Source organism: Pantoea sp. B550 (assembly GCF_024158165.1).
GTDB lineage: Bacteria > Pseudomonadota > Gammaproteobacteria > Enterobacterales > Enterobacteriaceae > Pantoea > Pantoea alfalfae.
The window spans coordinates 1,229,883-1,244,069 of record NZ_JAMYXI010000003.1 but is presented as its reverse complement, the minus strand read 5'-3'; the positions used below and the strand labels follow the sequence as shown (position 1 = coordinate 1,244,069).

The window sequence follows — 14,187 nt, the reverse complement described above, 5'->3', positions numbered from 1 at the left end:
CCATAAAGCCGGTTAACAGTTCTATCTTTCAACGGAAAATTGAGGTTCGCGATGTCTGACGACATGAAGAATATCAAAGGTTCGTCAGCTGGCGAACAGGGTACACTCCGCTCAATGCAGGAGGTTGCAATGAACGATCAGGATGCGAGCAAAATGTTGCGTACGTACAACATCGCCTGGTGGGGCAACAACTATTACGACGTTAACGAACTGGGCCACATCAGTGTCTGCCCCGATCCGGATCGTCCGGATGTGCGCGTCGATTTAGCCCGCCTGGTGAAAGAGCGCGAAGCCCAGGGTCAGCGTCTGCCTGCCTTATTCTGCTTCCCGCAGATCCTGCAGCATCGTCTGCGTTCGATTAACGCCGCCTTTAAACGTGCACGTGAATCCTACGGTTACAAGGGCGACTACTTCCTGGTTTACCCGATTAAAGTTAACCAGCATAAACGCGTGATTGAGTCGCTGATCCACTGTGGCGAGCCGCTTGGGCTGGAAGCAGGTTCCAAAGCAGAGCTGATGGCGGTGCTGGCGCACGCCGGACAGACCCGCTCGGTGATCGTCTGTAACGGCTATAAAGACCGTGAATATATTCGTCTGGCGCTGATCGGCGAGAAGATGGGCCACAAGGTCTATCTGGTGCTTGAGAAGATGACAGAAGTACGGTTGGTGCTGGAAGAAGCGGAGCGTCTGAATGTGGTGCCGCGTCTCGGTATCCGTGCGCGTCTGGCTTCACAGGGCTCCGGTAAATGGCAGTCGAGCGGCGGCGAAAAGTCGAAGTTTGGTCTGTCCGCGACCCAGGTGCTGAAGCTGGTTGAGATCATGCGTGAAGCAGGTCGCATCGACAGCCTGCAGCTGCTGCACTTCCATCTGGGTTCGCAGATGTCCAACATCCGCGACATCGCCACCGGTGTGCGCGAGTCGGCGCGCTTCTACGTCGAACTGGCGAAGCTGGGCGTCAACATCAAATGTTTCGACGTCGGCGGCGGTCTGGGCGTCGATTACGAAGGCACACGCTCGCAGTCTGACTGCTCGGTCAACTATGGCCTGAATGAGTACGCTAACAATGTGATCTGGGCGATTGGCGCTGCCTGTGATGAGCACGGTCTGGACCATCCGACGGTGATCACTGAGTCCGGTCGTGCCGTGACCGCGCACCATACGGTGCTGGTCTCCAACATCATCGGTGTGGAGCGTAACGAGTTCAGCGAACCCGAAACGCCGGATGCGGATGCGCCGCGCCCGATCCTCAGCATGTGGGAAACCTGGCAGGAGATGCACGAGCCGGACACCCGTCGTTCGCTGCGTGAATGGCTGCATGACAGCCAGATGGATCTGTCTGATATTCACACAGGCTATGCGTCCGGCACTTACGATCTCAAACAGCGTTCATGGGCTGAGCAGCTCTATCTGAGCATCTGTCACTACATTCAGCAGCATCTTGATCCCAGCAACCGTGCGCACCGTCCGATCATTGACGAACTGCAGGAGCGGATGGCGGATAAGATCTACGTTAACTTCTCGCTGTTCCAGTCAATGCCGGATGCATGGGGTATCGATCAGCTGTTCCCGGTCCTGCCGCTGGAAGGGCTGAACAAGAAACCAGAGCGCCGCGCCGTGTTGCTCGACATCACCTGTGACTCTGATGGCACCATCGATCACTACGTCGATGGCGACGGTATCGCCACCACTATGCCGATGCCGCAATATGATGTTGATAACCCGCCGATGCTGGGCTTCTTTATGGTGGGTGCTTATCAGGAAATCCTGGGCAACATGCACAACCTGTTCGGTGACACCGAGGCGGTGGATGTTTACGCGCGCGAAAATGGCGAAGTAGAAGTGCAGCTTTCTGATGAAGGCGACACCGTGGCTGACATGCTGCGTTACGTGCAGCTGGATCCTAACGAGCTGATGGCGCTGTTCCGCAATCAGGTGCAGGCGTCCGATCTTGACGACGAACTGCGCGCGCAGTTCCTGGAAGAGTTTGAGAGCGGCCTCTACGGATACACCTATTTAGAAGATGAGTAACCGGCCCCGGCAGCCCGTAATCGCATATTGCAGTTGCCGTTAACTATGTCGATAATCTGAACCACTCAATCCCTTCCTCGTCGGGCCTAACGACGCGGAGGGGATTTTTTTCATCTCAACCTTAATGGCTTGCGGGCCTGGCCCGACTTACGCACATAGAGAGAGCAATTATGTATAACACGCTTGGCAATCAGTACGACAACTCCCTGGTTTCTAACGCCTTTGGCTTCATGCGTTTTCCGCTGAATTTCCAGCCTTACGACAGCGACGCCGAGTGGGTTATCACCGGCGTGCCGTTTGATGCCGCCACTTCCGGTCGTCCGGGCAGCCGCCTCGGTCCGGGCGCAATCCGCCATATCTCTACTAATCTGGCCTGGGAAGGCTGCCGCTGGCCGTGGGATTTCGATCTGCGTCAGCGTCTGAACGTCGTCGACTGTGGCGATTTGGTTTACGCCTTCGGCGACTCGCAGGATCTCTCAGACAAGTTACAGGCTCATGCTGAAAAACTGCTGGCCAATGGCAAGCGCATGATGACCTTTGGCGGTGACCACTACGTCACGCTGCCCCTGCTGCGCGCTCATGCAAAACACTTCGGCAAGCTGGCGCTGGTGCATTTTGATGCCCATACCGACACCTACTCCAACGGCCCGACCTTTGACCACGGCACCATGTTCTTTACCGCGCCGAAAGAAGGCCTGATTGATCCACAGCATTCCGTGCAGATCGGTATCCGTACCGAGTTCGACAAGAGCCTGGGCTTCAACGTGCTGGATGCGGCACAGGTCAATGACCGCAGCGTTGACGATATCCTCGCCGAAGTAAAACGCACCGTCGGCGATCTGCCTGTTTATCTGACCTTCGATATCGACTGTCTGGACCCGGCCCATGCGCCTGGCACCGGCACACCGGTCATTGGCGGCCTGACCACTGATAAAGCGACCAAGCTGATTCGTGGCCTGCAGGGCATGAACATTGTTGGCATGGATCTGGTAGAAGTGGCACCGGGTTACGATCATGCGGATCTGACTGCACTGGCGGCGGCGACGCTGGCGCTGGATATGCTGCATGTTCAGGCTGCGAACAAAGGCTAATTCCGTCTCTGATAAGAGAAGCCTGCCGGGTTTGCCTGGCTGGCATTGCGCCGCTAAGTGAGGCGGCGCAATGCCAACAACTCTGCCCATCCGCTTTTCGCCTTCAGCTTGTCCCCCTTTGATAGCGCACGCACATCAGGCGTAACCGCGCATCAGCAACTAAACTGACGGATATCAATTCTCAACGTGGAGGCAATTATGGGCTTTCTGGATGAACTGGCGGGAGCGCTGCAGGGCAACCAGAGTGACGGGCATCTGCCCGGACAGTTGCAGGCGGTCTGGCACTGGGTACAGGAGCAGGGCGGCATCGAAGTGCTGCTGCAAAAATTCCAGCAGGGCGGGCTGGGTGAGGTATTTGGTTCGTGGATCGGCACCGGGACGAATCAGCCGGTAGAACACAGCGACATCCACACAGCGTTTGGTGAGGCGGAACTGCAGTCACTGGCAGATAAGCTGGGAACCGACGTGAAGGGCGCCGCAGGCACGCTGGCGGTTATTCTGCCGCAGCTGATCGATAAGATGTCACCTCAGGGGCACATGGATGAAGCATCGCTGCACGAGAACAAACTCGATTTAGGTTCGATGGTGGATCAGATATTCAAGCGTTAGGTCAGTGATGTTGACCTGATACGCCTTACAGGCGCATGCACCGTACATGCGCCTGACGTCTCTATTACTTCGCGTCAGCGGCAATACGCTCACGGATGTGCCCGGCGCGTGCTTCAGAAGCAGGGTGCGAGTCAAACATCGAACTCTGACGTCCCTGTTCCAGTTTCGCCAGTTTCTCAAAGCTGGTCACCAGGCCTTCCGGATTGATATTGCGCTTCTTCATCAAATCGTAGGAGTAGTCATCCGCCTGCGATTCCTGCGTCTGTGAGAACTGTGCATTTACCAGTTTTTCACCCATTTCACCCAGCTGCGACTGAGACAGTGAACCGATCACGCCGCCCACGGAGGCCGCTGCCGTGCGGGCTGCGGTCGTGGCATACGCCAGCTGCATTGCCTTGCGCGTATGACCTAACGCCACGTGACCCATCTCATGGCCCAGGACGCCTTCCACTTCATTATCGGTCATCATATCCATCAGGCCGCTGTAAACGCGGATACAGCCGTTTGCCATTGCCCAGGCGTTGACATCTTTGGTCTGATAAACCTTGTAGTTCGCCGGAACGCCGTTGATGTTGTCGCCCAGCGCGGCGGCGATCTTGTTCAGGCGCTGCTGATACTCACTGCCTGCAGGCGCAACCTGATTATCTTTGTCCATCTGCTCACAGGATTTATCACTGAGCTGCTTAACCTGATCGTCGCTCAGGGAATAAGCCTGATACGCCTGCGCGCCCGACTGCATCAGCGCATTATTGTCTAAACCCTGACAGCCGCTGAGCAGCGTTGCCAGCCCAAGCGCTAACACCGTTTTCTGGATTTTCATGCTCTATCCCATTCATAACAAGGTAAGAAAAACAAACACCTGAAACTCACTCAGGTGAATAAACGATTTGGTTATAGCGTGCCAGTCTGCACTTTGCTAGCAGAGTTGGCCGGAAAAGCCATACGAAGCGGTTACATTTAGCGTTTTACAGCATGTACTTTTGCCCCGATTTTCATGTACATTGATGGGCAACTTTTTCCTTGTTTTGCCCACTAACTCATTAATAACAATGGGTTAAGGCGCGAAGCATTAATCCGACCTGGAGTAGAAAATGCCCTCTCGTAAAGAGCTTGCCAACGCCATTCGTGCGTTAAGTATGGATGCAGTACAGAAAGCGAAATCGGGACATCCGGGTGCCCCAATGGGCATGGCGGACATCGCTGAAGTACTCTGGCGCGGCTACCTGAACCACAACCCAACCAACCCGCTGTGGGCCGACCGCGACCGTTTCGTCCTCTCTAACGGCCACGGCTCCATGCTGATCTACAGCCTGCTGCACCTGACCGGCTACGATCTGCCACTGAGTGAACTGGAAAACTTCCGCCAGCTGCACTCAAAAACTCCAGGTCATCCGGAATATGGCTACACCGTGGGCGTTGAAACCACTACCGGCCCGCTGGGGCAGGGCATCGCAAACGCAGTCGGCTTCGCCATTGCAGAGCGCACGCTGGCCGCACAGTTCAACCGTCCGGGTCATGACATCGTAGACCACAACACCTATGTCTTCATGGGTGATGGCTGCATGATGGAAGGTATCTCGCACGAAGTCTGCTCGCTGGCGGGTACGCTGAAGCTGGGCAAACTGGTTGCGTTCTATGATGACAACGGCATCTCTATCGACGGTCACATTGATGGCTGGTTCACCGATGACACCGCGAAGCGCTTTGAAGCGTACGGCTGGCACGTGGTGCGCGGCGTTGATGGTCACGATGCGGATGCGATTGCTAAAGCGATCGACGAAGCGAAAAGCGTCAGCGACAAGCCTTCATTGCTGATGTGCAAAACCGTTATCGGCTTTGGTTCACCCAACAAAGCAGGTACGCATGATTCACACGGCGCACCGCTGGGTGATGATGAAGTGGCTCTGACCCGCAAACAGCTGGGCTGGAACCACGCACCATTCGTTATTCCTTCTGACATCTACGCTGAGTGGGACGCGAAAGAAGCGGGCCAGGCGAAAGAATCTGCATGGGATAAGAAATTCGCTGCGTATGCGCAGGCACATCCTGAACTGGCTGCCGAGTTTAAACGTCGCGTCAGCAACGAACTGCCCGCTAACTGGCAGGAAGAGTCGCAGAAGTTCGTTGAGCAGCTGCAGGCGAACCCGGCGAAGATCGCCAGCCGTAAAGCCTCACAGAACGCAATCGAAGCCTTTGGTAAAATTCTGCCGGAATACCTGGGTGGCTCAGCCGACCTGGCACCAAGTAACCTGACTATCTGGTCTGGCTCTAAGCCGATCAACGAAGATGCGGCGGGTAACTACATCCATTACGGTGTGCGCGAGTTCGGTATGACCGCTATCGCTAATGGCCTGGCGCTGCACGGCGGCTTCCTGCCGTATACCGCCACCTTCCTGATGTTCGTTGAATATGCGCGTAATGCAGCGCGTATGGCGGCACTGATGAAGATCCGTCAGATCATGGTCTACACGCACGACTCTATCGGTCTGGGCGAAGACGGTCCGACGCATCAGCCAGTGGAGCAGATGGCGAGCCTGCGTACCACACCAAACATGAGCCTGTGGCGTCCCTGTGACCAGGTTGAATCCGCCGTGGCGTGGAAATATGCCATTGAGCGTAAAGATGGCCCGACGGCACTGATTTTCTCTCGTCAGAACCTGGCGCAGCAGGAACGTGACGCTGCGCAGCTGGCTAACGTGGCACGTGGCGGTTATGTGCTGAAAGATTGCGACGGCACACCTGAGCTGATCCTGATCGCCACCGGTTCAGAAGTTGAACTGGCTGTCGGTGCATGGGACAAACTCACCAGCGAAGGCCGCAAAGTGCGCGTGGTCTCTATGCCGTCAACGGATGCTTTCGACAAGCAGAGCGATGAATACCGCGAATCTGTACTGCCGAAAGCGATCAGCGCGCGCGTCGCTATCGAAGCGGGCATTGCGGATTACTGGTTCAAATACACTGGCCTGAACGGCGCTATCGTGGGTATGACCAGCTTCGGCGAATCTGCACCTGCGGATCAGCTGTTTGAACTGTTTGGCTTCACCGTTGACAACGTGGTCGCGAAAGCGAAGGCGCTGCTGGCGTAAAAACCGCCCGGGCGGGTCTGTTCCCGTCTGGCAGCGAAATAAGAGGGACGAAATTTTCATCCCTCTTATTTATTATTCCTCCAGTAATAACTGACAATGGCTCGAATTTGTGACGCAGATCCAAATTTAAGCAGTCAGATTGATCACAATCATTCCTGTTATTCCTTCCTTCTATTATTGTGGCTGAACCGTTTCAGTTGCCGTGCAGGCCGCCCTGATTTCGGACAATGCCGGGTAAGAATCTCCTGTACAAAATGCAGTGAAACGCTCAGGCTAACGGCACGTTTTTTTCAGTCTGACGTGGCAGGAGAGAAATGACGGTACGGGTAGCGATAAATGGTTTTGGCCGGATTGGACGCAACGTCCTGCGCGCGCTCTATGAAACGGGCCGACGTGCAGAGATTACTGTGGTCGCCATTAACGAGCTGGCAGAAGCCACCGGTATGGCACACCTGCTGAAATACGATACCAGTCATGGCCGTTTTGCTTTCGATGTCCGTCAGGAGCGCGATGTGATGTGGGTGGGGGGGGATACCCTGCGTATTTTGCACCGTGCAGACATTACCGATTTGCCCTGGCGTGAACTCGACGTGGATGTGGTGCTGGACTGCACCGGCGTCTATGGCTCGCGGGCTGATGGCGAAGCGCATCTGCAGGCGGGCGCTAAAAAAGTGCTGTTCTCTCATCCCGGTGGCAACGATCTCGACGCCACGGTGGTGTATGGCGTTAACCAGCAGGCACTGACCGCCAGCGACCGCATCGTTTCCAACGCCTCCTGTACGACGAACTGCATTATTCCGGTGATTAAGCTGCTGGATGATGCGTTTGGAATCGAATCCGGTACCGTCACTACGATCCACTCGGCGATGCACGATCAGCAGGTGATCGACGCCTATCACAGCGATCTGCGCCGCACACGCGCAGCCAGTCAGTCGATCATTCCAGTGGATACGCGTCTGGCGGCCGGCATTACCCGTATTTTTCCGAAATTCAACGATCGCTTTGAGGCAATAGCCGTTCGCGTCCCGACGATTAACGTGACGGCCATTGATCTCAGCGTTTCTGTGCATAACGCGGTGACAGCGTGTGATGTTAACACCCTGTTGCGGAGTGCGGCAGAAGGGGCATTTCGTGGTATAGTTGACTATACGGAATTACCGTTAGTCTCAGTAGATTTTAACCATGATCCGCACAGTGCCATTGTGGATGGAACACAAACGCGGGTCAGCGGTCAACACCTTATCAAGACCCTGGTCTGGTGTGACAACGAATGGGGCTTTGCTAACCGAATGCTCGACACGACGTTAGCGATGGCCGCAAGCGGTTTCAGGTAAGACGCGGTTTGCGTCTGGCAAAACTTATGAGAATCAACGAGAGGGTTCACCATGTCTGTAATTAAGATGACCGATCTGGATCTGGCTGGCAAACGCGTTCTGATCCGTGCCGATCTGAACGTACCAGTTAAAGAAGGTAAAGTGACGTCTGATGCACGTATCCGTGCTTCTCTGCCAACCATTGAAGCGGCGTTGAAACAGGGCGCGAAAGTAATGGTTACCTCCCACCTGGGTCGTCCGACCGAAGGTGAGTACAACGAAGAGTTCTCGCTGCTGCCGGTAGTTAACTACCTGAAAGAGAAGCTGAGCGGCACCAATGTGACCCTGGCAAAAGATTACCTCGATGGTGTTGAAGTCGGCGCTGGCGAACTGGTGGTGCTGGAAAACGTTCGCTTTAACAAAGGCGAAAAGAAAGACGACGAAGCGCTGTCTAAAAAATATGCTGCGCTGTGCGACGTATTTGTGATGGACGCCTTTGGTACTGCGCACCGTGCGCAGGCGTCTACCCACGGCGTCGGCAAATTTGCCCCTATCGCCTGTGCTGGCCCGCTGCTCTCTGCGGAACTGGAAGCGCTGGGTAAAGTCATGAGCAACCCGGAGCGTCCGCTGGTGGCTGTCGTTGGCGGTTCTAAAGTCTCTACCAAATTTGACGTGCTGCAGTCTCTGGTCAAAATCGCGGACACCGTGATTGTGGGCGGCGGCATCGCGAACACCTTCGTCGCTATCGACAACAAAGTCGGTAAATCACTCTATGAACCCGACTTCGTTGAAGCAGCCAAAGGCCTGCGTGATCAGCACGGCATCCCGGTTCCGACTGACTCACGCGTCGGCACAGAATTCTCTGAAACTGCGCCAGCGACCGTGAAAAAGGTTTCGGAAGTGGCGGATAACGAAGAGATTATGGACTTCGGTGACGAAACTGCACAGGCAATGGCTGCTATCCTGAAGGATGCTAAAACCATTCTGTGGAACGGCCCGGTGGGCGTATTTGAGTTCCCTAACTTCCGTAAAGGCACCGAGATCGTGGCTAACGCCATTGCAGACAGCGATGCCTTCTCTGTTGCTGGCGGCGGCGATACCTTAGCGGCTATCGACCTGTTCGGCATTGAAGACAAAATTTCCTACATCTCTACCGGCGGCGGCGCGTTCCTTGAGTTCGTGGAAGGCAAAAAACTGCCTGCAGTTGCTATGCTGGAAGAGCGTGCTAAGCAGTAATCCTTTGGGGGCGATGCCCGTGGCATCGCCTGAAGTCTTGCCCGTCTGGGCGTTTAAATCGACGTTCCTCAAGGGGAACAACGGTCACGAAACAGGACACAATCATGTCTAAAATTTTTGATTTCGTAAAACCCGGCGTTGTCACTGGTGATGACGTACAGAAGATCTTCAAAGTTGCGAAAGAGAACAAATTCGCACTGCCAGCCGTAAACTGCGTCGGCACCGACTCTATCAATGCCGCACTGGAAGCCGCTGCGAAAGTTAAAGCGCCAATCATTATCCAGTTCTCTAACGGCGGTGCTGCATTTATCGCGGGTAAAGGCTTCAAGACTGATAAACCACAGGGCGCGGCCATTTTCGGCGCTATCGCGGGTGCACACCATGTTCACCTGATGGCTGAGCAGTATGGTGTGCCGGTTATCCTGCACACTGACCACTGTGCCAAGAAACTGCTGCCATGGATCGACGGTCTGCTGGACGCAGGTGAAGAGTATTTCCAGAAAAACGGTAAACCACTGTTCTCTTCTCATATGATCGATCTGTCAGAAGAGTCTCTGGAAGAGAACATCGAGATCAGCAGCAAATACCTGGCGCGCATGGCGAAACTGGACATGACGCTGGAAATCGAACTGGGCTGCACCGGTGGTGAAGAAGATGGCGTGGATAACAGCCACATGGACGCATCTGCGCTCTACACCCAGCCAGAAGATGTGAACTACGCGTACGAAAAACTGCATGCGATTAGCCCGCGCTTCACCATTGCGGCCTCATTCGGTAACGTGCACGGCGTTTACAAACCAGGTAACGTGAAACTGACCCCAACCATTCTGCGTGATTCGCAGAAATATGTGTGTGAAAAACATGGCCTGCCGCACAACGCGCTGGACTTCGTTTTCCACGGCGGTTCAGGTTCTTCAGCTGCAGAAATTGAAGAGTCTATCAGCTACGGCGTGATCAAGATGAACATCGATACCGACACCCAGTGGGCAACCTGGGACGGCATCCTGCAGTACTACAAAAAGAACGAAGGCTATCTGCAGTCGCAGCTGGGTAACCCGGAAGGCGACGACAAGCCAAACAAAAAATACTACGACCCACGCGTCTGGCTGCGTTCTGCCCAGGCCTCTATGGTCGTGCGTCTGGAGCAGGCTTTCAAAGAGCTGAACGCTGTCGACGTGCTGTAACTGACATACAGTTATCGTACAAAAAAGGCCCGAAAGGGCCTTTTTTTTGACCTTTTTTTGTCAGGTTTGTGTCAAAAGCCATGCAGGTTTGGCACACCGCCATTTATTGTTTACCCTTTTGTCAGGGATTGTCAGAGCGGTTCTGACAATGTGTTGTTATTTCCCCGGGAAATTTGATTACAGGATGGTTCCATGCAGGATACGGGTATGTTTGATGAGCTCAACAACGCGGGTAACTGGATAGTACGCAATCAGGAGCTGCTGATTAGCTATGCGGTAAACATTGTCGCAGCTATTGCGATTATCTTTGTGGGGATGATGATTGCACGCATCATCTCTAACACCGTTAATCGTCTGCTGCGCGCGCGTCATATTGATACGACTGTTGCTGATTTTCTGTCGGCGCTGGTGCGCTACGGTATTATCGCCTTCACGCTTATCGCGGCACTTGGGCGCATTGGTGTCCAGACAACCTCGGTCATCGCCATCCTTGGTGCAGCCGGTCTGGCTGTCGGTCTGGCATTAAAAGACTCCCTGTCAAACCTTGCTGCGGGCGTACTGCTGGTGATTTTCCGTCACTTCCGTGCCGGTGAGTTCGTTGATCTGGGTGGGATCATGGGTACGGTAATGAACGTGCAGATCTTCTCCACCACGCTCAAATCAGCCGACGGCAAGCGAGTGGTGGTGCCTAACGGTAAAATTCTTGCCGGAAACATCGTTAACTTCTCGCGTGAGCCGGTTCGCCGTAATGAATTTATCATTGGCGTCTCTTACGATGCTGATGTTGATGAGGTTCTGACGCTGTTGCGTGAAGTGGTCGACGCTGACAGTCGTGTATTGCAGGATAAAGGCGTGCAGGTTGGTCTGAATGAGCTGGCCGCTTCCTCCATGAACTTTGTGGTGCGCTGCTGGAGCAACAGCGGCGATCTGCAGGACGTCTACTGGGACCTGCTGAAGAACTTTAAGCGTGCGCTGGATGGCAAAGGGATTGGTATTCCTTATCCGCAGATGGATGTGCATCTGCACCGTGTCAGACAGTCAGACGCAACTACGCCAGAGACTCAGCCACAGTAATCTTTCAGTGGGCGGCTTCTGTCGCCCATTCATTTTGCTAATCGCAGATTAATTCTTTCAATTTCCGCTAATCATCCTCTCTCTTTATACTTCTCCTCCTCTAACGATGTGAGGAAATAATCCTGTGTTATCTCTCTATTTTCAGGGGCTTGCCCTTGGCGCCGCGCTGATTCTGCCGCTGGGCCCGCAGAACGCTTTTGTGATGAATCAGGGGGTAAAGCGTCAGTATCATCTGATGACGGCAGCCCTCTGCTCGCTGAGTGATATTCTGCTGATCTGCGGTGGGATCTTTGGCGGCAGCGCCTTGCTGAGCCAGTCTCCACTGCTGCTGATGGTGATCACCTGGGCGGGTGTAGCCTTTCTGTTGTGGTATGGCTGGGGCGCATTGCGTAACGCTTTTCGCGGCGACGCCGATCTGTCGGATGGTGAGCCATTAAAGCAGAGCAGGGGACGCATTATCGCGACGCTGCTGGCAGTGACCTGGCTCAATCCGCACGTCTATCTCGATACCTTTGTGGTGCTGGGCAGTCTTGGCGGTCAGTTGCCGACCACCACCGCGCGTCAGTGGTTTGCGCTGGGCACCATCAGTGCGTCGATCCTGTGGTTCTTTGGTCTGGCGCTGCTGGCCGCCTGGCTGTCACCACGCCTGCGCACCGCCAAAGCCCAGCGCATCATTAACCTGCTGGTGGGCGCGGTGATGTGGTTTATCGCCCTGCAACTGGCGCGCCAGGGCATTGCCGGATTTTGATCCCAACGTCGATCCGGTGCGGTTATTGCCGCGCGGAGGCCGAACTTTTGCCATAATGACCACTCAAAGCATGGCGCATACCGATGCGCTGTTGGGCTTCGCCGGTTGGAAGCCGTCATAGTACCTTTTCAAGGAGGACTTTCATGAAACTGAAAGCATTGGCTCTGGCTGCAATCATGAGCGCCGGGGCATTGCCTGGCGTCTACGCTGATGAGTTACCGAACGGACCGCACGTGGTGACCTCAGGCAAGGCAACGGTCGATGCCCGTCCCGATATTGCGACGCTCTCTATCGTGGTGAACGTGTCGTCTAAAGATGCCGCAGATGCGAAAAAGCAGGCGGATAGCCGGGTTGCGCAATATTTCGATTTTCTGCAGAAAAACGGCATTGAGAAGAAAGATATCGATGCAGCTAACCTGAGCACACAGCCTGAGTACGATTACACCAAAGAGGGTAAATCGGTACTGAAAGGCTACCGCGCGGTGCGTCAGGTACAGGTCACCCTGCGTCAGCTGGATAAGCTGAACGATCTGCTGGACGGGGCGCTGAAGTCCGGTCTGAATGAGGTACGCAGCGTCGAGTTAGGCGTGGCAAACCCGGAAAGTTACAAAGAGCAGGCGCGTAAAGCCGCGATTAAAAACGCGACTCAGCAGGCATCACAGCTGGCTGAAGGCTTCAACGCGAAGCTGGGATCCATCTACAGCATTCGTTATCAGGTTGCCAACTATCAGCCGATGCCAATGAACCGCATGTATAAAGCGGCTGCCGCGGCGGATACGTCGGCGCAGGAAACCTATGATCAGCAGAGCATCAACTTTGACGATCAGGTGGATGTGGTGTTTGAGCTCAAGCCCAACACGCCATAATGCAAAACGGGGCTGATGCCCCGTTTTTGTTTTCAGGCTGCCACGTCATCCTGCCGCAGCACCCGATGTCCATGCGCAATCAGCGCATCGGTCACCCGACGCATTAACCGGCTTTCCGGCGCAAACCGATGCCAGTAGAGCATCCGCCGCTGACACAGACCCGGCGTCAAATCGATTAACTCACCGCTTGCCAGCTCACGCTCAATCTGAAGATGTGGGATCATACAGCAGGTCGAACCCTGTCGCGCCATCTGCACAAAAGCTTCAGAGGAGTTCACAATGTGACAGGGCACGCTGCCCGGTGAGAGATCAAAGTTCTGCTGCAGGAAGGCCTGATGCATATCATCAAGATGGTCAAACGCTACCGCAGGCGCTTTCAGCAGGGCAGAGCGGGTGACGCCGTTTGGGAAGAAGCGATCGGCAAAGTCGCGTGACGCCACAAACAGATAGTCGAGCGCACCGAGCTGATCCACCAGGCAACTTGGCAGTGGCTGCGGCTGAATACTCACCGCACCCACCACTTCACCCCGACGCAGACGCTCCTGAGTGCGGGTTTCATCTTCGACCTGCAGATTCAGACGCACAGGTGAATCCGCCAGTACATCTTTCAGTGCGGGCAGCAGCCAGGTCGCCAGACTGTCGGCATTGACCGCCAGCGACAGCAGCAGCGGCGTGGTGCCACTGTTCTCGTCGCCCAGCCACTCCTCTTCCAGCAATTCTACCTGATGCAGCAACGCCAGCAGTTTTTGCCCCTGTTCAGTCGGACGCGGTGGCACGGTACGTACCAGCAGCGGCTGACCAAACAGGTTCTCCAGCTGCTTGATACGCTGTGAAACCGCCGACTGGGTGATACATAACTTTTGTGCGGCACGCTCAAAGCCGCGTTCGCGGATCACTGAATCCAGCGCCTGAAGCGTTCGATAATCCGGGCGTTTCATTCTTCTTCTCTCTC

At 55.0% G+C, this 14,187-nt stretch carries 12 protein-coding genes; 10 read left to right on the top strand and 2 right to left on the bottom strand.

The window, feature by feature from the left end:
• Positions 1-51: 51 nt before the first annotated feature.
• The 3 genes from speA to NIM72_RS08840 all read left to right on the top strand — a co-directional run bounded on the left by speA (position 52) and on the right by NIM72_RS08840 (position 3,728).
• Positions 52-2,028 carry a biosynthetic arginine decarboxylase gene (speA, locus tag NIM72_RS08850; protein WP_161732632.1) on the top strand — a complete coding sequence of 659 codons (1,977 nt, stop codon included), beginning with the start codon at positions 52-54 and terminating at the stop codon, positions 2,026-2,028.
• Between the two features lie 170 nt (positions 2,029-2,198).
• The gene (speB, locus tag NIM72_RS08845; RefSeq protein WP_253419977.1) at positions 2,199-3,119 is read left to right on the top strand and encodes an agmatinase; all 921 of its coding nucleotides are present in this window, start codon (positions 2,199-2,201) and stop codon (positions 3,117-3,119) included.
• A 198-nt stretch (positions 3,120-3,317) separates the two neighbouring features.
• Entirely contained in the window at positions 3,318-3,728 is a 411-nt protein-coding gene (locus NIM72_RS08840; RefSeq protein WP_161732628.1) for a YidB family protein, read from the top strand.
• A 64-nt stretch (positions 3,729-3,792) separates the two neighbouring features.
• Here the strand turns inward: NIM72_RS08840 and NIM72_RS08835 are convergent, their stop codons facing one another.
• Positions 3,793-4,548 (bottom strand): M48 family metallopeptidase, encoded by a 756-nt coding sequence (locus NIM72_RS08835; protein ID WP_161732626.1) that lies wholly within the window; start codon positions 4,546-4,548, stop codon positions 3,793-3,795.
• Positions 4,549-4,819: 271 nt separating this feature from the next.
• Between NIM72_RS08835 and tkt the strand changes: the two genes are divergently transcribed.
• From tkt to NIM72_RS08800, 7 genes are all read left to right on the top strand, one after another.
• Entirely contained in the window at positions 4,820-6,814 is a 1,995-nt protein-coding gene (gene tkt / locus NIM72_RS08830) for a transketolase (protein WP_161732624.1), read from the top strand.
• A gap of 314 nt (positions 6,815-7,128) precedes the next feature.
• Positions 7,129-8,148 carry an erythrose-4-phosphate dehydrogenase gene (gene epd, locus NIM72_RS08825; RefSeq protein WP_161732622.1) on the top strand — a complete coding sequence of 340 codons (1,020 nt, stop codon included), beginning with the start codon at positions 7,129-7,131 and terminating at the stop codon, positions 8,146-8,148.
• Between the two features lie 51 nt (positions 8,149-8,199).
• Positions 8,200-9,363: a phosphoglycerate kinase gene (gene pgk / locus NIM72_RS08820; protein WP_033733685.1), complete on the top strand. Its 1,164-nt coding sequence runs from the start codon at positions 8,200-8,202 to the stop codon at positions 9,361-9,363.
• Between the two features lie 104 nt (positions 9,364-9,467).
• Complete coding sequence (gene fbaA, locus NIM72_RS08815; RefSeq protein WP_013358958.1) at positions 9,468-10,547, top strand: class II fructose-bisphosphate aldolase; 1,080 nt, start codon at positions 9,468-9,470, stop codon at positions 10,545-10,547.
• Between the two features lie 192 nt (positions 10,548-10,739).
• Positions 10,740-11,621, top strand: a complete 882-nt coding sequence (gene mscS, locus NIM72_RS08810; RefSeq protein WP_161732618.1) for a small-conductance mechanosensitive channel MscS — start codon at positions 10,740-10,742, stop codon at positions 11,619-11,621.
• A gap of 124 nt (positions 11,622-11,745) precedes the next feature.
• The gene (argO, locus tag NIM72_RS08805) at positions 11,746-12,369 is read left to right on the top strand and encodes an arginine exporter ArgO (RefSeq protein ID WP_161732616.1); all 624 of its coding nucleotides are present in this window, start codon (positions 11,746-11,748) and stop codon (positions 12,367-12,369) included.
• A 143-nt stretch (positions 12,370-12,512) separates the two neighbouring features.
• Complete coding sequence (locus NIM72_RS08800) at positions 12,513-13,235, top strand: oxidative stress defense protein (protein WP_150014177.1); 723 nt, start codon at positions 12,513-12,515, stop codon at positions 13,233-13,235.
• Between the two features lie 32 nt (positions 13,236-13,267).
• On the opposite strand, the gene NIM72_RS08795 is transcribed toward NIM72_RS08800, so the two are convergent.
• The gene (locus NIM72_RS08795; RefSeq protein ID WP_010248822.1) at positions 13,268-14,173 is read right to left on the bottom strand and encodes a LysR family transcriptional regulator ArgP; all 906 of its coding nucleotides are present in this window, start codon (positions 14,171-14,173) and stop codon (positions 13,268-13,270) included.
• Between the last annotated feature and the right edge of the window lie 14 nt (positions 14,174-14,187).

Coding starts and splice junctions, on each gene's coding strand:
- speA (WP_161732632.1), top strand. CDS start 52: ATGTCTGACGACATGAAGAATATCAAAGGTTCGTCAGCTGGCGAACAG.
- speB (WP_253419977.1), top strand. CDS start 2,199: ATGTATAACACGCTTGGCAATCAGTACGACAACTCCCTGGTTTCTAAC.
- NIM72_RS08840 (WP_161732628.1), top strand. CDS start 3,318: ATGGGCTTTCTGGATGAACTGGCGGGAGCGCTGCAGGGCAACCAGAGT.
- NIM72_RS08835 (WP_161732626.1), bottom strand. CDS start 4,548: ATGAAAATCCAGAAAACGGTGTTAGCGCTTGGGCTGGCAACGCTGCTC.
- tkt (WP_161732624.1), top strand. CDS start 4,820: ATGCCCTCTCGTAAAGAGCTTGCCAACGCCATTCGTGCGTTAAGTATG.
- epd (WP_161732622.1), top strand. CDS start 7,129: ATGACGGTACGGGTAGCGATAAATGGTTTTGGCCGGATTGGACGCAAC.
- pgk (WP_033733685.1), top strand. CDS start 8,200: ATGTCTGTAATTAAGATGACCGATCTGGATCTGGCTGGCAAACGCGTT.
- fbaA (WP_013358958.1), top strand. CDS start 9,468: ATGTCTAAAATTTTTGATTTCGTAAAACCCGGCGTTGTCACTGGTGAT.
- mscS (WP_161732618.1), top strand. CDS start 10,740: ATGCAGGATACGGGTATGTTTGATGAGCTCAACAACGCGGGTAACTGG.
- NIM72_RS08800 (WP_150014177.1), top strand. CDS start 12,513: ATGAAACTGAAAGCATTGGCTCTGGCTGCAATCATGAGCGCCGGGGCA.
- NIM72_RS08795 (WP_010248822.1), bottom strand. CDS start 14,173: ATGAAACGCCCGGATTATCGAACGCTTCAGGCGCTGGATTCAGTGATC.